Raw genomic sequence first — 17,814 nt, 5'->3', positions numbered from 1 at the left:
CAGGGCAGGCCGCTCTCGGCCCGACAGCGCGACCCGCTGCCGGGTCAAGGCCGCAGCGCGACCTCCGGCCATGGAAAACTGCGGCTCGCTCGGTGTCGGTGGTCACTGCTCTCTACGCGATCCGGGCCCGGCACAGCGGTGCGGTGGACGCCGGCCGATCTCGTCCCGCCCGGCCGGCCGTGACCGTGGCGGGACGCCTCGCGGCGTACACCGACTCCGCCCTGGCCACCCTGGTCGAACCCGTGCGCGCAGCCAGCATCGGCGGCGCCTCGGGGGTGATCGACGTCGGTGACGTGCCGGTGTTCGTCAAGCGGATCCCGTTGACGCGACGGGAACTCGACCATCCGGGCAGCACCGCGAATCTGTTCGACCTGCCGCTCTACTGCCAGTACGGATTCGGCGGCCCGAGCTTCAACGCCTGGCGCGAGCTGGCGGCCAACCAGATCGTCACTGCCGCGGAGCCCGGCCTGTTCCCGCGGCTCTACCACTGGCGGGTGTTGCCGGGGCGGCCACCGTCGACGGTGGCCGGATACGGCCAGGCCGACCCGCTGGTGCACCACCGGCTGGACGAACTGGCCACGGCACCGGCCGGCCTGGTCCTGTTCCTCGAGTACGTCCGCTATCCGCTGCAGGATTGGCTGGACGCCGACCCGGCCGGACGGGCATCGACGCTCGAACAGCAGTTGGCGCAGATTGTCGGAGCGCTCCGGCAACACGAGCTGCTGCACATGGACGGGCACTTCGGCAACATGCGGTCCGACGGCCACCGGATCTACCTGACCGACTTCGGCCTGGCCACGTCACCCCGGTTCGAGCTGTCGGCGCCCGAACGCGAATTCGCCGCCCGCCACGCCGGCCACGATGCCGACTACGCCGCGATGAGGCTGGTCAACTGGATCGTCACGCGGCTCCGCAACGTGCCGGTTCCCACCGACGGCAGCGCCCCGGTGGCACGCAACGAATACGTTCGCCGGTGCGCCGAGGGCGACATCCCTCCGGGCCCCGCCGCGGCCGTACTCGCGCGGCACGCGCCGGCGGCGGCCCGGATGAACGCCCTGTATCGGAAGTTGTTCGGGGGCGACATCCACGCCGAATACGGCCGCTGATCAGTCTTCGTCGTCGTCGTCGAAGGGTTCGTCGCTCCAGCGCCACCAAGCCTCGTCACCCTGGATGTGCAACAGGAACTCCGGCACCTCGTTGCCCTCCGGGTAGCGCAGGGTCACCGCCACCCGCACCGCCTCCTCGCCGCCTCCCACTCGTCGACGGCGTCCTCGATGTGCTCGAGCAGCGCCAGCTCGGCGTCGAACAGCGGCCGGAACTCGTCAAGCCCTTCCGGCGCCTCCACCTTGGCGTTCACCCAGGGAAAATCCGAGTCGTAGATCACCAGGTCGGCCAACCTCGACCCATCGGTCTTGCGGTGCAGCGTCCACTTGTCGCCCTTCACCGCCCTCATCCTAAGTGGACCGGATCGAGCGCCGGGCGGGAACAGCGGCCGCCGCAACGGCCAGCACCAGCGTGCCGCCGAGGATGCCGGCGATCGTCACCCACGGCACCACGAGCGGCACGTGGGCGCCCATCTGCTCGCTGAGCCCGGCCCGGATGCCGAGCAGCGCCGGCACCGTGATCACCGCCGCCAGCAGCGCACCGATCACCACCACGAGGACCGCCTCACCCGCGGCGGCCCGGCCGATCTGCCCCGGGGTGGCCCCGGCCCGGCGCAGCAGCCGAAAGTCGGGCGCCCGGCCGGCGGCCGCCATGAGCAAGGTGTTGACGAGGGCAAGCGCGCCATAACCGGCCGACACCCCCATCAACAGCAGCACGAGCGTCCAGGCGACCCGGTCGTCCTGCGCGTCCTGCTCACCGGCCCACGTCGCGACGCTGATCACCCGCGCGCCGGGGCCAGACGCCCAACGTTTCGCCGGCAAATCCGCCGCCGTCGCGGGGCCGGAGCCGACCTCAGCCGGGCGTTCCGACGGCGAGCCTGCCGGCGTCGCGGGGCCGGAGCCGGCCTTAGCTGGAGGTTCCGACGGTGAGCCCGCCGGCGTCGCAGGGTCGGAGCCCGCCTCAGCCGGGCGTTCCGACGGCGAGCCTGCTGGCGTCGCGGGGGCGGAGACGGACGCGGCTGGGCGGCCCGAGGGCGAAGCCGCTGGGGGTGAGGTGCTGGAGTGGGGACCGGACGGTGGGTGAGCGGGCAGCAGCACGGCCGACGTCAGGGCGCCCGGGTCGTGGGACCGCAGCGTTGCCCGGTCGACCAGTACGTCGGCGGGGACGACGTTGTCTGGCAGCACGACCACGATGTGCAGCGGCATCGTCGTGCCGTCGGCGAACGTCAACCGCAGGGTGCCGCCCGGGGCCGCGGCGAGGCGGGTCGCCGCGGCCTGGCTGACGGCGGCCGCGTCCGGGGTGGTCAGCGCGGTCAGGGCGCGGGCCCGGTTGTCGGCCGCCGCGAGGGCGGCCGGGTCGGCGCCCAGCAGTTGCAGCGCCTGGCGGTCGGCGGTGTAAGCCACCGACGGCAGCAACACCGCGCCCCCGGAGTCGAGGATGGGCGCCACCGCCGCGTCGGAGAGGCCGGGCGTGCCGTCGGGTGCGAGCACCGAGCCGGCCTCGACCGCGGCCGTGCGGCGGGCCGCATAGGAGGCCGTCGTGGTGGCGAACAGGCCGGACACCAGCACCGAGAAGGCCAGGGTGAGAAGCACCGGCGCGGCGACCGAGGCGGTTCGGCGCGGGGCCGCGGCGGCTCCTTCGCGTACGAGCAGGCCGATCGCCCCGGGCCCCCGCGCCGGAATCGCGCCGAGCAGGCGGGCCAGCGGCGGGACCACGGCCGGGGCGAGCAGGGCCGCCGCGCTGATCAACGCCATCGCGGCCAGTGACGCCAGGTTGCCCAGCGACTGCAGGCTCCCGGCGGTGGCCATCAGCACGACCAGCCCGAGCCCGAGCGCGGCGAACAGCAACCCGGCGGTCCACCGCACCCGGCCCATCGGTCTTTCCTCGACGGCCGCGTCGCGCAGCGCGTCGAGCGGCGGCACACGCGAGGCGCGCCAGGACGCGGTCAGCGCGCCCGCGGTCGCCAGCAGCGGCCCGATCACCAGCGACACGGCGATCGGCCACCACGTCGGGCCGACGGTGTAGCCGGCCGGCTCGGCCCCCGCCGCGACGAGCGGGCCGGCCAGCAGCGGCGCGACGACGGCGCCGAGGACGGTGCCGGTCACCGAGGCCAGGGCGCCGACGGTGAGGGCCTCGGCGTAAAGCGATCGGCGCAGCTGGCGGGGTGTCGCGCCGAGCGTGCGCAGCAGGGCGAACTCGCGGCGGCGCTGGGCGACCGAGAACGCGTATGTCCCGGCCACGACGAAGATGGTCACGAAGCCGGACAGGGCGGCGACCGCGGTCAGGACCTGCAGACCGATCCAGCGGGTGCGCGCGTCCGCCGGAGGCTCCAGGGCGGTTCGCTCGGCGTGGATCAGGACCTTCCCGTCCGTACGCAAAAGGGCGCGCGCCGCGTCGGCGACCGCAACCACGTCGGCGCCCGGCGTGAGCCGGAGCCCGATGGACCGCACGCCCGGCGCGAGCGTCTCGGCGGAATGATCGCTCAGCCAGAGGCCGTCGTCGCCGTGGGCCACGACGCCGGTGACCAGGTAGTCGGCCGGACCGGCGGCGGTGAGCACGGTGAGGTGGTCGCCGGGACGGGCCCCGAGGCCGGAATCCACGACGGCTTCCCGGTCGGCGCGCGGCGGCATTCCCTCGGACAGGCGGTAACCGCCGAGCGTCGCGGCCGCCCAGCCGTGCCCGACCGTGGCGTCGGCGACCGCGTGGCCGCCCCGCATCGGCTGGGCGTAGAACTGGTGCACCGGAACGGCGGCGGCGACCCCGTCGAGCCGGGCCAGGCGGGCGGCGAGGGCGGTGGCGGTGGTTTGCGGCCACGGGACGGTCTCGGCGAAGTCTCCCGACGCGGCCGGACTCTGCACCACGACGGCCGCGTCGCGGTAGGCGGGCGGAATCTGGGGACGACTCGACGCGTAGAGCAGAGTGCTGATGCAGACCGCGGCCACGCCGAGCAGGGCGGCCACGAAGGCGCCGGCCAGCGAGCGACGGCGACCGCTCAACATGCCGCCTCCAGAGCGGCCATGCGGGCGGCGATCCGGCCGGCGTCCACTTCGGACAGCTCGTCGACCACCCGGCCGTCGGCCAGCAGCAGAACCCGCTCGGCATAGCCGGCCGCCACCGGGTCGTGGGTGACCAGCACGACTGTGTGCCCGTGCCCGTCGACCAGCCCCCGCAGCAGGTCGAGCACGTGCCGGGACGCGTTGCTGTCGAGGGCACCGGTCGGCTCGTCGGCCAGCACCACCGCCGGTCGCGCCACAACGGTTCGCGCGATCGCCACCCGCTGCCGCTCGCCGCCCGACAACTCGCTCGGCCGATGCCGTGCCCGGCCCGCGAGGCCGACGGATTCGAGCGCTTCGGCGATCGCCTCGGGCTCCGGCTTGTGGCCGGCGAGCCGCAGCGGCAGGGCGACGTTTTGGGCGGCGGTGAGGGACGACACCAGGTTGTAGTCCTGGAAGATCACGCCGATCCGGTCGCGGCGCAGGCGGGTCAGGGCGGTCTCGTTCAGCCCGGTGAGATCGGTGCCCTCGATGGTGACGGTGCCGCCGGACGGCCGCTCCAACCCGGCCGCGCAGTGCAGCAGGGTCGACTTGCCGGAACCGGACGGCCCCATCACGGCGGTGAACGTGCCGGCGGCGAACTCGGCGCTCACGCCGTCGAGGGCGGTCACCCGTCGTTGGCCGGTGCCGTAGCCGGCGCGTACCTCGTGCAGCGCGACTGATGTGGTCATGCCGGACAGGCTCCCGCACGGCGGGTCCGGGAGGCATCGGACCGTGGGCGGCTCTTGCGGCTCCTCCTCCGGGAGGACGCCCCGACGAGCTCGTCCTCCCAGAGGATGAGGGACCGTAGGCTGACGCGCCCCGGGTGTGCGGACGGCTAACGTCGGGGCGTGACCCTCACCCCCGGCCTGCTCGTGCGCGGTCTGCGCCCCCGCGGCCTCTACCTGCTCGACGCGCTGCTGGCCGCCGCGCTGACGGTGGCGTGCGGGCTGTCGGCGGGCGAACCGCCACGTTCCGGCGGCTGGCACGAACCGGTCGGCGTCACCCTGCTCGCCGCACTGCTGATCGGCGCGCCCGTCGCCGCGCGACGCCTTCGGCCCGTCCCGGCGCTGGCGCTCTCGCTCACGTTCTCGGCCGCCGCGCTGGCGAGCGGGGTCATCCCCGACTACGCCTCCGGCTCGGTCGTGGCGGTCCTCGCGTTCGAGCTCTATCTGGTCGGCTCCGAGGTGGCCACGCGGTCGGTGCCGACGCTGCTCGTGACGCTGGTCGTCCTCACGGTGGCGGTGATCCGCTCGGCGGGCGGCCGGGGTTCGCTGCTCGGCACGGCGTTCGTCTGCCTGGTGGCGGCCGGCGCCTGGCTGCTGGGGTGGATCCGGCGCGAGCGACGCCGGCACGCGGCACAGGTGGCCGAGCAGCTCACCCAGGGCGCGGTCGGCGACGAGCGGTTGCGCATCGCCCGCGAGCTGCACGACATCGTCGCCCACAGCATGAGCCTGATCGCGGTGCGGGCGGGGGTGGCCGACCACGTGTTCGAGGCGCGGCCACAGGAGGCTCGGGCGGCGCTGCGCGACATCGAGGCGACCAGCCGGAGTGCGCTCGGGCAGCTGCGGCAGGTGGTGGAGGTGCTGCGCGAGGAGGACCGTCCCTATGCACCGGCGCCCGGGCTCGCCGACCTGCGCACACTGGCCGACCGGGCGGCCTCCGGTGGCGTCACCGTGCGGCTGACGATCACGGACGATTCGATGCCGGGCGGGTCGGAGGCGGTCGGGCCGGCCGTGCGGGTCGCGAGTGAAGAAGCGAGGCAGCAGGCGCCGCCAGGGGTCGGGCCCGAGACGGCCGGGCGGAGCGCGCGGGTCACTGGTGCGGGTGGAGAGGTGACTGCGCGGGTGCCGGAGGCGGTGGGACTGTCGGCCTATCGGATTGTGCAGGAGGCACTGACCAATGTGGTCAAACACGCGGCTCCGGCCGCCTGCACGGTCACGGTGACCGTGACGGGGGCCGAGGTGCGCGTCCGCGTGGCGAACGACGGTGTGCGGCTGGCGACGACGCGCGCGCCGGGCGGTGGACACGGGCTGATCGGAATGCGGGAGCGGGTGGCGGCCTGGGGTGGTGAGTTCTCGGCCGGGCCGGGCGACGACGAGGGCTTCGTGGTGACGGCCACGCTGCCCTACCGGGGCGCCGACTCATGAGGGTGGCAACTCGACACGGCCGCCGACTCATCGGGGCCGATGACTCGCGAACGGCTGCGACTCGCGAACGGCCGCGGCCCGCGAACGGCCACGGCTCGTGAGGGGTGACTGCGGGTGATCCGGGTGCTTATCGCCGACGATCAGGCGCTGCTGCGGGGCAGCTTTCGGCTGCTGGTCGACCTGTCGGGGGATTTGACCACGGTGGCCGAGGCGGCGGACGGGGTTGAGGCGGTGCGGGCCGCGCTGGAGTGCCGGCCCGATGTGGTGCTGATGGACATCCGGATGCCGAGCATGAACGGCATCGAGGCGACCGAGCGGATCTGTGCGGCCACCGACGCCCGGGTGCTCATGCTGACGACGTTCGACCTGGACGAATATGTCTATGCCGCGCTGCGGGCGGGCGCCAGCGGCTTCCTGCTCAAGGACACCCCGCCGGCCGAGCTGCTCGCCGCGGTCCGGGTGGTGGCGGCGGGCGATGCTCTGCTGTCGCCCCGGGTGACGCGGCGGTTGATCACCGCGTTCACCCGGGCGCCCGGTCCGGTTCCGGTGAGTCGGGCCGGGCTGGAGACGATCACCGAGCGGGAGCGGGAGGTGCTGGTGCTGGTAGCGCGCGGGTTGTCGAACGCCGAGATCGCCGAGCATCTGACGCTGAGCCCCGCCACCGTGAAGACCCACGTGGGGCGGCTACTGACCAAGTTGGACGTCCGTGACCGGGCCCAGTTGGTCATCGTCGCCTACGAGACCGGGCTGATCACGCCGGCCGCCGGCAACCGATGAGGCCGGATGCCCGCGCAACGGCCTCGGGTGGCAGACGGTCGCGCTGTGCATTCGGGACGGGGTTGATGCGGTTGGGGGCGGGCAACGCCGTACGTTATCCGCGGTGCCATTTTTGATTGGCCGAGCCGCCGCAATCCCAGATCTGGAGGGCGGCGCCGTCGTTGCCGTTCCAGTCCTTGATGTCGACGCAGCGGTTGGCCTGCGGGTTGACCAGGTCGCCGGCGCCCGAGAGGGTGAATTGCTGGGCCGGGTTGCCGCTGCAGGTGGCGATCTGGAGGGCGGCGCCGTTGGCGGTCGAGCCGCCGGCGACGTCCATGCACATGTTGTTCTGGGTGCGCACCGTGCCGCCGGTGAAGGTCCAGCCCTGGGCGGCGGTGCCGTTGCAGCCGTACATCTGCAGGTGGGAGCCGTCGGCGAAGTTGGCGCCGGGCACGTCGACGCATTTGCCGTTCCAGTTGCTGACCAGCGACCCGCCGGACGGAGAGCCGCCTCCGCCGACCTGGTTGACCGCGGCCTGGGCTTCGGCCATGTGCGACTGGTAGGCGCCGTTGATGTACGTCGTCCACTGTGACCAGCCGCCGTTGGCCCAGATCGTGTGCGTGGACTGGGCGTTGCAGGTCGGGTCGAAGGCGCAGGAGTCGCTGACCTCGCCGTGCCAGAACGAGTTGATCTGCCACAGGCCGCGGTCGACGCTGCAGTCGGTGTTGATCAGGCGGGCGTGGGTCCAGCCGCCGCTTTCGGCTTCGGCGACCGCGACCGAGATGACCCAGTCGTTGCCGGAGAAGCCGGCCTGCTGGGCGAGTTGGGCGACCTGGACGGCCGAGTAGTGGTCGCCTTCGAGGAAGCTCTGCTGGGTGCAGGAGGCCAGCGGCTGCACGGTGCCGGCGTTGGCGGCTGTGCCCTGGACGATGGTCGCGCCGGCGAGCATGGCTAGGACGGCGACGGCGCGGCGGAGGAACGGCATGACGACCACCTCAAAAGGGAGCCAATTGTTAACAAGCTTCCTAGTAGGCGTATCGGCATGTGTCAATACGCGAACGGCCCGCCGGACATGCCGGCGGGCCGCGCTCGCGGCGGGAAGTCGCGGCGGGAACTAGCGGAGCGAGAGCTTCTTGGCCTTCGCCTTACCGGTCTCCAGCTTGCGGAGTGCCGGCTTGTTCGCGGTGATCTTGGCGTTCGCCTTGGCCGCCGCGCCGGCGGTCGGCAGCGGGTACGCCGTGTTCGGGGCGAAGTAGAAGTAGTACGGCGCCTCGGCGCCCGGGTCCTTGGTGCTGAACGCGACACCGAAGTCCGAGCCGGACGGGGCCAGGTAGGAGAAGAGCGTCGGGTCGCTGTTCGACTGCGACGCCGGGTCGGCCGGGTCGGACAGCAGGTGCCAGTCGGTGAGCGTGCCGGAAGCCTCCGACGTCTCGGCCGCGTAGTAGACGTTGCCGTCCGCGTCGCGGACAGCGACGGTAGCCGCGTTGTTCGCGGGCTGCATGACGGACGACGGGCTGCCGACCGCGGTCAGACCGGGGGCCGACTTCCAGTCGCCGGGCCACGACAGGTCGGCGTTCTGCTCCTTGTAGACGATCGTCCCCGCCGTGGTGTTGGAGAAGACGATGTGCCGGTAGCCGGTGAAGACCGACACCGCCGGCGTGCCGGTCAGGCCGGTGCCGCCCAGGCTGACCCAGTCGGACAGGGTGGTGTTGTCGGTGAACGTGGCCGTCTGGATCTGGCCGGCCGAGTTCAGCGCGAACACCTGGGTGCCGGTGCGGGTCTGGCTCGACACCGGGGTGCCGACCAGGCCGGAGCCACCGAGGTTGCGCCAGCCGCCGATCACGGGCAGCGCGTCGCCGACCGTCTCGGGAGCGGCCCACAGAACGCCGTTGACCGTGGTGAAGACGGCGAGCGATTTGGTGGTCGGGTTGCTCAGACCGACGCTCGGGTGGGTGGCACTGGTGCCGCCCATGTCCTCGGGGTAGGGGTATTCGCCCGAGCCGACCGCCTGCTCGTCGGTCACGAACGCGTCACCGGTCTGGGCGTCATGGGCGACGATCTGCACGCGGCCGTCGTTGAGCAGGGCGCTCGAGGTCGGGCCGGTGAGGCCGTACAGGTCCTGGGTGGCGATCCAGTTCGGATCCTGCTGGGTGCCGCTGGACGGGTCGAACGCGAAGTCGGTCAGCATGTTGAGCTGGTGCTCGCTGTCGACCCAGCTGAAGTGGACCGGCGCCTCGGCCGCCCCGGACGGCAGGCCGCCCTGGAGCACCGCGATCGGACGGTCCGGGGTGAACGGGCGCGCGACCGGGCTCGGCGAGGTGGTCGGCGGGAAGTAGAGCCGCTCGTTGCCCGCGCCGTTGGCCGTGCAGGCGTACTGCACCAGCTGGACGTTGTTGGCGGTTGAGGCGCCCGGCACGTTGACGCATTTGTCGGTGGCCGCGGAGTGCAACCGCACGGTGGGCCGGCCGGCGACCGCCTCGGGCCACCAGAGTTCGTTAGCCCCGGTGGTGCAGGTGTAGATGATGAGCGGGGCGTTGTTGGCGGTCGAGGCGTTGGTAACGGTCAGGCACTTGCCCGAGCCGACGCCCTTGACCTGGTAGCCCTTGCTGGTCGGAATCAGCTGCCAGCGGTCGTTGGTCGCGGCGGCGGTGCAGGTGTACTGCACGACCTTCGCGCCGTTGGCGGTGCTGGCGCCGCTGACGTTGAGGCACTTGCCGCCGGTTTCGACCTGGATCGTGATGCCGGCCGCGGCGGTCGTGGAGGCCAGGGCCTGCGACGCCGGAAGGCCGGCCGCGACCAGGGCACTGGCGGAGAGGATGGACAGCGTGAAGGCACGCCTGCGTGATGCCATGTGGCGATTCCCCCGAAGGATCGGATGCCTCGGATAGCCGAGGTCGAGAATCGTATTTGTCGATCATCGTCGGCCGGATCCGGTTCGGGAAACGCATGGACAACCGAGCATGAACTTGGAACCCCGTCGGAGCGAACTTCAGAGCGGCAGTGATCCGAGCAGCGCCAGCGCATCCTCGGTGGGCGATCCCGGCAGCGCCCGATAGACCACAAGCAACTGTCCACTGCCCTCGGTGACCTCGAACTTCTCGTAGTACAGCTCGAGATCGCCGACGATCGGATGTCGCATGTGATGCTTGCCGCCGCCCGGATGCTGCCGGGCGTCGTGCCGCGGCCACAGCCGCCGGAACAGATCACTCTTCACCGACAACTCGCCGACCAGGTCGGTCAGCCGCGGGTCGTCGACGTCCGGGCCGACCATCGCGCGCAGCGCCGCGATCAGACTGCCGACCCGGTGCCGCCAGTCGGGCAGGAACTCCTGCACCTCCGGGTCGAGCAGGACCGAACGCAGGATGTTGCCGCCGGGCCGGAAGACCGGCGACAACATGACGGCCAGGCGGTTCGCCGCCAGCACATCCTGCAACGGGCTTTGGACGTACGCCGGGGTGCTGGTCCATGCGTCGAGGAGTTGCTGCACGCCCGGCCGGACCCGCTCGGCGCGACGTCGCCGGGGCGCCTCCGGGGTGCCGAGCGCATGCAGGTACGCGGTGGCGTCGCCGTCGAGGCCGAGCGCGCGGGCGACCGCGTCGAGCACCTGGGCCGAGGGCCGGCGGTCGCGCCCCTGTTCGAGCCGCGTGTAGTACTCGGTGCTGATCCCGGCGAGCATGGCCAACTCGTCGCGCCGCAGACCGGGCACCCGTCGATGGCCGTTGTCGGGCAGTCCGACGTCCTCGGGGCGGATCAGCTCGCGGCGGGCCCGCAGATATTCGCCGATCAGGTTCACCCTTCCGACGATAGGCCGGGTGGCGGGCCGGGAGGGTAGCCCTGACAGCACCCCTCTCAGCAGGGGAATGGCTGTTATGCCGGATTCGCCGCAGGCTGTTGCCATGACTACACGAACCTGGTTGATCACCGGCGCGAACAGTGGCTTCGGCCGGCACCTCGCCTCCCAGTTGTTGTCGCGCGGCGACCGCGTCGCCGGCACGTTCCGGGCCGCCGGCAGCGTCGACGATCTGGCCGGCGAGAACTTTCGCGCCTACCACCTGGACGTCACCGATCCGGCCGAGATCACCGCGGTGGTCGACCGGGCCTTCGCCGACCTGGGCCGCATCGACGTCGTCGTGAGCAACGCCGGGTACGGGCTGATGGGCGCGGCGGAGGAGCTGACGGACGAGCAGGTCGAGCACCAGATCGCGACCAACCTGACCGGATCGGTACGGCTGATCCGGGCCGCCCTGCCGCATCTTCGCGCGCAGGGAGGCGGGCGGATCCTCCAGTTGTCGTCGGTCGGCGGGCAGGCGGCGTGGCCGGGCGGATCGCTCTATCACGCCACGAAGTGGGGCGTGGAAGGCTTCGCCGAGTCGCTGGCGGGCGAGGTGGCGCCGTTCGGCATCGGCGTGACGATCGTCGAGCCGGGTGGGGCCCGAACCAACTTCCGGTACGGCAGTTCCGTTCTGGCCGCCCGGATTCCCGCCTATGACGGCACGCCGGTGGCCGGGATCCGCCGCATCCTGACCGAGCGGACGACCCAGGGCGTCGGTGACCCGGCCCGGATGGCCACGGCGATGATCGAGAGTGTCGAGCGGGAGCCGGCGCCGCTGCGGTTGGTCCTGGGCAGCGACGCGGCGCAGGCGATGGAGGGCGCTCTGACCGCGCGGCTGGCCGACGTGCGGTCACAGCGCGAGACGGCGGCGGTGACCGACGCGCCTCTGAGCGACGCGGTCACCGGCGGCCCGGCCGACCTGAACGACTGAACCGGCGGCGCAGGCTCTGGACGGCCAGCAGACAGATGACGACCGCTGACAGCCCGGTGACCCCGTAGCTCAGGCCGTACTCCTGGGTGCCGTCAACGATCCCGATCGCGCCGTAGAACAGCACCAACAGGCCGAGCACCCCGAACGGGACGGCGAGCGCCAGCCCGATCGTGGTCCGGGACGGGGTCCAGTCGGCCGCACCCATGCCGGTCCGCCGGCGCAGCATCACCAGCGACCCGACGAGGACGAGCCCCGCCAGCCCGACCGCCAGGAACGGGAAGTCGGCGCCACCCCAGGGGACCACGGTGAGCTGACCACGCCGGTACGTGAAGCAGTCGACGTCGGACGGAATCCATCCCCGCTCGCACATCGCATGGAAGCCGAACGAGTGGGTCCAGATGAGCAGCCGGACCCACGGCCCGGCGAGGAGCCAGGTCAGGACGCCGCTCAGGCCGTACCACGCCAGGCCGATGCCGGTGAGCGCCCACGTGCCCGCCGCGAGCCGGCGCAGCGAGATGCGCAGGGTGCCGGAAGCGACCGGCAGCTGGCGGACGATGTCGGTCGCGGCGCCGAAGCGCTGGACGGCTTCCCGCTCGGCCGCTTCGGTGTCGAGGCCCCGTCCGCGGGCCTCGGCCACGGCGTCGGCCAGGTGTTGCTCGGCCTCGACCAGCAGTCGCCGGCCGTCCGGCCCGGTGCCGGCGAGGCGCTCGAACAGGTCGTCGAGGTAACTGTCGACGCTCGTCATGCCGATCCTTCCAGGGTCAGGGGGCCGATGACGGCCTGCATGCCGCCGACGAAGCCCCGCCACTCGCGCTTCTTCTCGGCCCGGGCGCGGTGGCCGTCGTCGGTCAGCCGGTAGACCCGCCGTCTGCGGGACGTCGACTCATCCCAGCCGCTGGTCACGAGCCCGGCGCGCTCGAGCCGCTGGAGGGCCGGATAGACGGTGCCCTCGGGGAGGTCGAAGACTCCCTCGGAACGGTCGCGCAATGCGGTGATCACCGCATAGCCGTGCACGGGGCCGGAGTCGGCGAGCACGGAGAGCAGGAGCAGGTCGAGGTGGCCTCGGACGTCCATACCCAGGCAGCCTAGGCATAGGCGGCCTAGGCGTCAACGGGGACAATGGCGCGATGCGAACCTCGCGGCTGGATCTCCGGCGACCGGTTGAGGCCGACATCGACGCCGTCTGGCGCATCCACACCGATCCACTGGCGTGCGCGCACAACCCGGGCGACGCGATCTCGACCCGGGACGAGGCCGTCGAGCGGTGGCAGAGCTGGGATGCGCACTGGGAGCGGAACGGGTTCGGCTACTTCACGGTTCGCCTTCTGCCCCATGACGAACCACTCGGATTCTGCGGGATCAAGCGGATGGAGCTGCACGGGAAGCCGGTGCTCAACCTGTTCTACCGGTTCGATCCGGCGGTCTGGGGCGGTGGGATCGCCACCGAGGCGGCGACCGCGGTCGTGCGATGGGCGGAGGAGCAGCGGCCCGGCGAGACGCTGATCGCGAGAGTGCGGCCGGAGAACGCGGCGTCGATCAAGGTGGCGGAGAAGGCCGGGCTGCGGCGGGCTCCGGAACTGGACGCGGCCGGCGAGGACGGGCTCGACTGGATCTTCGTAAACGAGGCAGCGCTGCCGCCCGCGGGCGGCAGCGCCCGGAATAATCCCTACGCCTAAAGGTCGTTCACACAGCGCAGGACCGGCTTGCTTACCAACTGTTTCTCGTCCAGAGGTTCGGCGGACCGAATGGTGAAGACGGCCGACTCGCCCGGGAGCAGCGTGACGTCGGCCCGGTCCGGTTCGGCGGACGGGGACAACCGGTCGGGGAACACCGTGAGCGACCGCAGGATCGTGCGGGCCGTGACGGTGAGCGTCGTGAGTTCGCCGCGCATCGAGACGTGGGTGGTGAAGTCGGCCGCGGGCCAGGCGATGTCCTTGTCCGGGACGAAGAACCACCAGGTGCGCTGATCACCGGCCTCGACCATCAGGAACTCGGTGTTCGGGTCGCCCGGCCCGGAAACCGAGGAGGGCAGCGGCACGGTGACCGCCCCGCCCGGTGCCACGTCGAAATCGGACTCGAAGCGGGCCAGGATCTCACCGGCGAGATTGCGGCGAGTGATGACGGCGGCCGACACCCAGGGTTCGCGGGAGTCGTTGACCACGATCAGGGCGGGGTCTTCCCCCGAGATGAATCGCTCGCCCGGGGCGATGTCGACCAGGGGGCCGCCTGGAGTCAGCGGCTCCCTCGACCGGGGGCGCAGGGTGAGCAGCCGGTCGGCGTACGCGTCCCGCATCGCGAACCACAGCGGCTTCTTACGCCCGTCGCCGTCGACCGCGGCCCACGAGATGACCGGCCAGCAGTCGTTGAGCTGCCAGAGGACCGCGCCCATGCAGAGCGGCCGCAGCGAGCGGAAGTGGGTGACGCCGTGCGAGACCGCCCGGGCCTGGTTGAGCTGGGTCAGGTAGTGCCAGTCGTCGAAGTCGCGCGGGGCCGGCAGGTGGTTGGCCAGGCCGCGGCTCAGCTTCCGGTCGCCGTCGCCCGCCTTCTGGTGGTGGGCCATGCCGGGCGAGTCGGGGGCCAGCGGGTCGTCGGAGATCGCGCGGCGCAGCGTGGAGAACGTGGGCGGTCCCTGGAAGCCGAACTCGGCCACGAACCGCGGACGGTAGGCCCCGTATTTGGTGTAGTCGTCGGTGTTCCAGACGTCCCAGATGTGCGTGGTTCCGAAGGCCGGATCGTTCGGATGACGGGACGGGTTTCCCGAATACGGGCTGCCGGGCCAGTAGAAGCGGCTCGGGTCGAGTGCGGCGACGATCCGGGGCAGCAGCTCGTAGTAGTAGCCGGCGCCCCAGGTCAGATCGCCGAGGGCGGGCTTCCAGTTCCAGTCCTCGTGGCCCCACAGGTTCTCGTTGTTGCCGTTCCAGAGCACCAGGCTGGGATGCGAGCTGAGGCGCACCACGTTTTCCCGCGCCTCGGCCTCGATCTCGCTCCGGTAGGGCTCCTCCTCGGGATAGGCGGCGCAGGCGAACAGGAAGTCCTGCTGCACCAGGAAGCCCATCTCGTCGGCCAGCTCGTAGAAGTCCTCGGACTCGTAGCGGCCGCCGCCCCACACCCGGAGGAAGTTGACGTTGGCGTCGGCCGCCTGCTGGAACCGGGAAGCGAGGCGGGTACGGGTGATCCGGTCGGCGAAGACGTCGTCGGGGATCCAGTTGACGCCGCGGGCGAAGACCGGCACCCCGTTGACGACCACGGTGAACGCGTCGCCGATGGTGTCGATGCGCACCGACCGGAAGCCGACGCGGCGGCCCCACGAGTCGAGCGACTCCCCGTCTTCGGACGTCAGGGCCACGTCGAGGTCGTAGAGAGCCTGGGCGCCATAGCCGCGCGGCCACCAGAGGGACGGGTCGTCGACGGTCAGGATCAGCAACGCCTCCACGCCGTCCACCACGGCCGAGGCCTTGCGTCCGCCCAGGGACGCGGAAACGGTCACCGGTCCGGCGGCCGCGCGCTCGAGGCGTACCCGCACCTCGACCCGCCCGACGCCGTCGGTCACCGTGACCTGCGGGCGCACCTCGGCGAGCCGGGCGACCGACCAGCTGTGCAGCCCGATCGGCTGCCAGACTCCGGCCGTGACCAGGGTCGGTCCCCAGTCCCAGCCGAAGTTGCAGGCCTGTTTGCGGATGAAGTTGAACGGTTCCCCGTAGGCGTCGGGCCGGGCGCCGAGCTTCGCTTGCGCTTCCGAGGCGTACGCGTAGGCGCTCTTGAACTTGATCTTCAGATCGTTGGTTCCCGGCCGCAGCACCGGTCCGACGTCGAAACGATAGGACCGGTGCTGGTTGGCCGTTTCGCCGATCGGCGAACCGTTGAGCTCGATCGACGCGACCGTGTCGAGACCGGCGCAGACGAGATCCACCCGGGGCGCCGACGGATCGAAGTCGAACGACGTCCGGTAGTCCCAGTCGGTCCGGCCGATCCAGGTCAGCTTGGTCTCGTTGGCGTCGAGGTAGGGATCCTCGATGCGCCCGGCGGCGAGCAGTGCGGTGTGCACGCAGCCGGGCACCGAGGCCGGGAGGTCGGACACGTCGGCTCCGGAGATCGTCCAGCCTTCGTGCAGGGGTCGATACGAGGTCACGGCTCTCCTCATCAGGACTTGACGGCGCCTTCCATGATCCCCCGGACGATCTGCCGCCCACCGATAAGCAGCAGAACGATCAAGGGAACGGTAGCCATGAAGGCGCCGGCCAGCACTCGGCGATAGATCACATAGTTGCCGGTCGCCAGGTTCGAGAGGGCCACCATCGAGGTCGGGAACTCGGTGCCGCCGAGCGTGATCAGCGGCCACTGGAAGTCGTTCCAGGCCATCACGAACGTCAGCAGGCCGAGCACGGCCAGCGCCGGGCGGATCGCCGGGAGCACGATGCTCCAGTAGACCCGCAGGGTCATCGCTCCGTCGATGCGGGCCGACTCGACCAGCTCGTCGGGCACCGCGTGGGCGATGAACTGTCGCATGTAGAAAACGCCGAACGCGCTGACCAGGCCGGGTGCGATGACCGCGAGCAGGGTGCCGTTCCAGCCCAGCTTGCCCATCAGGATGTAGAGCGCGACCACGCCGAGCTGGTTGGGCACGGTCAGGGTCAGGATCACCACGAACATCAGCGCGTTGCGGGCCGGGAACCGCAGCTTGGCGAAGGCGAAGCCGGCCAGCGAGCAGAAGAACAGCGTCGACGCCGTGATGACCAGCGCCACGATGAAGCTGTTGATCAGGGAGGCCGTGAAGTACACCTCCGACATCGACAGCACCTCGTGCAGGTTCGCGAAGAGGCGACTGCCCGGGATCACCGAGGGCGGGACCTGCGAGACCGCGGCGTCGGTGCTGGTCGCGATCACGAACATCCAGTAGACCGGGAACGCCGACAGGATCAGCACGACCGAGAGCAGGAGATACGTCTTCCAGGTGCCACGCGTGTCCTGCGGCGCGCGGTTCGCTAACGAGGTCACCGGTCTCCTCCGATGCGCTTGGTGAGCAGGGCGTTGACGCCGGCCACGATCAGGATGATCAGGAAGAGGGCCCAGGACATCGCGGCCGCGTACCCGAGGTTGAGGTCCTTCCAGCCGACCTTGTAGATCAGCTGGGCGATGGTCTGGAACTGGCCGGCCGAGCCGCCGGAGGCGGCGGCCGGGTTCTCGTCGAACATCATCGGCTCGTTGAACAGCTGCAACCCGCCGATGGTCGACAGGATCACGGTGAACACCACGACCGGCTGGATCATCGGGACGGTGATCTGCCAGAGCTGGCGCCACGGGCCGGCACCGTCGACCGCCGCCGCCTCGTAGACGTCCTTCGGGATCGACTGCATGGCCGACAGGTAGAGCAGCGCGTTGTAGCCGATCCACTTCCAGTTGACCATCGTGGCGATGGCGATCCAGCTGCTCCACTTCTCGGCCCGCCAGTCGAGCGGGTGGTCGTGACCGAAGCCGACCAGCGACAGGAACCAGTTGGCCATGCCGTTGTCGCGGGCGAAGAACACCGAGAACACCAGCGTCGAGGCGACCACCGGCGTGAGGTAGGGCAGCAGGATGCCGATCCGCCAGAACGTGGTGGCGCGCAGCTTGCGGTTGAGCAGGCTGGCGATGATCAGGGCGGCGATCAGCTGGGGAACGCTGGACAGGATGAAGATGCCGAACGTGTTGAAGAGCGCGTTCCAGAAGTCGGAGTCGCCGAACAGCTTGCTGAAGTTGGCGAACCCGGCCCAGCCGGTCCTGGTCGGATCATCGAGGCGCCAGTTCCGCAGCGAGACGATGGCGTTGAAGACGATCGGGAACAGGCCGAAGATCGCGAACAGGACGAAGAACGGGGCGATGAAGACGTACGGGATGGTCTTGGTGTCGAAGCGGTAGAGCCAGAGCTTGGTCCGGCCCGGTTTCCGCGGCGGCGCCGCGTGCTGCGGCGACGGCCGGAGCTGGGTGAGGGACACGGCCACTCCTAGGTAGGGAGGCGGGGCGGCCTTCGCC

General features: G+C 71.2%; 16 protein-coding genes and 2 pseudogenes. 5 read left to right on the top strand and 13 right to left on the bottom strand.

Annotated elements, in window-relative coordinates; translation table 11 throughout:
• Positions 1-92 precede the first annotated feature (92 nt).
• Complete coding sequence (locus AB0M88_RS29055; protein WP_364107715.1) at positions 93-1,106, top strand: serine/threonine protein phosphatase; 1,014 nt, start codon at positions 93-95, stop codon at positions 1,104-1,106.
• Here AB0M88_RS29055 and AB0M88_RS29050 read toward each other — a convergent pair whose 3' ends face one another.
• Genes AB0M88_RS29050 through AB0M88_RS29035 form a run of 4 tightly spaced genes read right to left on the bottom strand, consistent with a single transcriptional unit; the run spans position 1,107 to position 4,828 of the window.
• Positions 1,107-1,229: a hypothetical protein gene (locus AB0M88_RS29050; RefSeq protein ID WP_364107713.1), complete on the bottom strand. Its 123-nt coding sequence runs from the start codon at positions 1,227-1,229 to the stop codon at positions 1,107-1,109.
• Positions 1,220-1,444 (bottom strand): hypothetical protein, encoded by a 225-nt coding sequence (locus tag AB0M88_RS29045; RefSeq protein ID WP_364107711.1) that lies wholly within the window; start codon positions 1,442-1,444, stop codon positions 1,220-1,222. The genes AB0M88_RS29050 and AB0M88_RS29045 overlap by 10 nt, the downstream gene beginning before the upstream one ends.
• A 10-nt stretch (positions 1,445-1,454) precedes the next feature.
• Positions 1,455-4,103: an FtsX-like permease family protein gene (locus tag AB0M88_RS29040; protein WP_364107709.1), complete on the bottom strand. Its 2,649-nt coding sequence runs from the start codon at positions 4,101-4,103 to the stop codon at positions 1,455-1,457.
• Positions 4,097-4,828: an ABC transporter ATP-binding protein gene (locus AB0M88_RS29035; RefSeq protein ID WP_364107707.1), complete on the bottom strand. Its 732-nt coding sequence runs from the start codon at positions 4,826-4,828 to the stop codon at positions 4,097-4,099. Before AB0M88_RS29035 ends, AB0M88_RS29040 begins: the two co-directional genes overlap by 7 nt.
• Before the next feature lie 159 nt (positions 4,829-4,987).
• Here AB0M88_RS29035 and AB0M88_RS29030 point away from each other — a divergent pair, with 159 nt between their 5' ends.
• Positions 4,988-6,286: a histidine kinase gene (locus AB0M88_RS29030; protein WP_364107705.1), complete on the top strand. Its 1,299-nt coding sequence runs from the start codon at positions 4,988-4,990 to the stop codon at positions 6,284-6,286.
• Between the two features lie 114 nt (positions 6,287-6,400).
• Positions 6,401-7,063: a response regulator transcription factor gene (locus tag AB0M88_RS29025; RefSeq protein ID WP_364107703.1), complete on the top strand. Its 663-nt coding sequence runs from the start codon at positions 6,401-6,403 to the stop codon at positions 7,061-7,063.
• A gap of 94 nt (positions 7,064-7,157) precedes the next feature.
• Here the strand turns inward: AB0M88_RS29025 and AB0M88_RS29020 are convergent.
• The 4 genes and pseudogenes from AB0M88_RS29020 to AB0M88_RS29005 all read right to left on the bottom strand — a co-directional run.
• Positions 7,158-7,508: pseudogene (locus AB0M88_RS29020) on the bottom strand (RICIN domain-containing protein); the annotation flags it as partial.
• Between the two features lie 123 nt (positions 7,509-7,631).
• Positions 7,632-7,991: pseudogene (locus tag AB0M88_RS29015) on the bottom strand (hypothetical protein); the annotation flags it as partial.
• 165 nt (positions 7,992-8,156) lie between these two features.
• Complete coding sequence (locus AB0M88_RS29010; RefSeq protein ID WP_364107701.1) at positions 8,157-9,893, bottom strand: RICIN domain-containing protein; 1,737 nt, start codon at positions 9,891-9,893, stop codon at positions 8,157-8,159.
• A 138-nt stretch (positions 9,894-10,031) separates the two neighbouring features.
• Positions 10,032-10,835, bottom strand: a complete 804-nt coding sequence (locus tag AB0M88_RS29005) for a helix-turn-helix transcriptional regulator (RefSeq protein ID WP_364107699.1) — start codon at positions 10,833-10,835, stop codon at positions 10,032-10,034.
• A gap of 103 nt (positions 10,836-10,938) precedes the next feature.
• Here AB0M88_RS29005 and AB0M88_RS29000 point away from each other — a divergent pair, with 103 nt between their 5' ends.
• Positions 10,939-11,805 (top strand): SDR family oxidoreductase, encoded by an 867-nt coding sequence (locus AB0M88_RS29000; protein WP_364107697.1) that lies wholly within the window; start codon positions 10,939-10,941, stop codon positions 11,803-11,805.
• Here the strand turns inward: AB0M88_RS29000 and AB0M88_RS28995 are convergent.
• Positions 11,774-12,550: a permease prefix domain 1-containing protein gene (locus AB0M88_RS28995; RefSeq protein WP_364107695.1), complete on the bottom strand. Its 777-nt coding sequence runs from the start codon at positions 12,548-12,550 to the stop codon at positions 11,774-11,776. The genes AB0M88_RS29000 and AB0M88_RS28995 overlap by 32 nt on opposite strands.
• A complete protein-coding gene (locus AB0M88_RS28990; protein WP_364107692.1) occupies positions 12,547-12,879 on the bottom strand; it encodes a helix-turn-helix transcriptional regulator in 333 nt (110 codons plus the stop codon). The genes AB0M88_RS28995 and AB0M88_RS28990 overlap by 4 nt, the downstream gene beginning before the upstream one ends.
• A gap of 53 nt (positions 12,880-12,932) precedes the next feature.
• Here AB0M88_RS28990 and AB0M88_RS28985 point away from each other — a divergent pair, with 53 nt between their 5' ends.
• The gene (locus AB0M88_RS28985) at positions 12,933-13,481 is read left to right on the top strand and encodes a GNAT family N-acetyltransferase (protein ID WP_364107690.1); all 549 of its coding nucleotides are present in this window, start codon (positions 12,933-12,935) and stop codon (positions 13,479-13,481) included.
• Here AB0M88_RS28985 and AB0M88_RS28980 read toward each other — a convergent pair.
• From AB0M88_RS28980 to AB0M88_RS28970, 3 genes are read right to left on the bottom strand one after another with little or no spacing between them, the layout of a single operon-like run.
• Complete coding sequence (locus tag AB0M88_RS28980) at positions 13,478-15,934, bottom strand: glycoside hydrolase family 2 protein (RefSeq protein ID WP_364107688.1); 2,457 nt, start codon at positions 15,932-15,934, stop codon at positions 13,478-13,480. The genes AB0M88_RS28985 and AB0M88_RS28980 overlap by 4 nt on opposite strands.
• Before the next feature lie 11 nt (positions 15,935-15,945).
• Positions 15,946-16,800 carry a carbohydrate ABC transporter permease gene (locus AB0M88_RS28975; RefSeq protein ID WP_364107686.1) on the bottom strand — a complete coding sequence of 285 codons (855 nt, stop codon included), beginning with the start codon at positions 16,798-16,800 and terminating at the stop codon, positions 15,946-15,948.
• Complete coding sequence (locus AB0M88_RS28970; protein WP_364107684.1) at positions 16,797-17,777, bottom strand: sugar ABC transporter permease; 981 nt, start codon at positions 17,775-17,777, stop codon at positions 16,797-16,799. Before AB0M88_RS28970 ends, AB0M88_RS28975 begins: the two co-directional genes overlap by 4 nt.
• Between the last annotated feature and the right edge of the window lie 37 nt (positions 17,778-17,814).

Origin of the sequence: Actinoplanes sp. NPDC051411, from assembly GCF_040682075.1 — a bacterium.
Lineage (GTDB): Bacteria > Actinomycetota > Actinomycetes > Mycobacteriales > Micromonosporaceae > Actinoplanes.
This window is presented reverse-complemented; position numbering and strand designations above follow the sequence as displayed.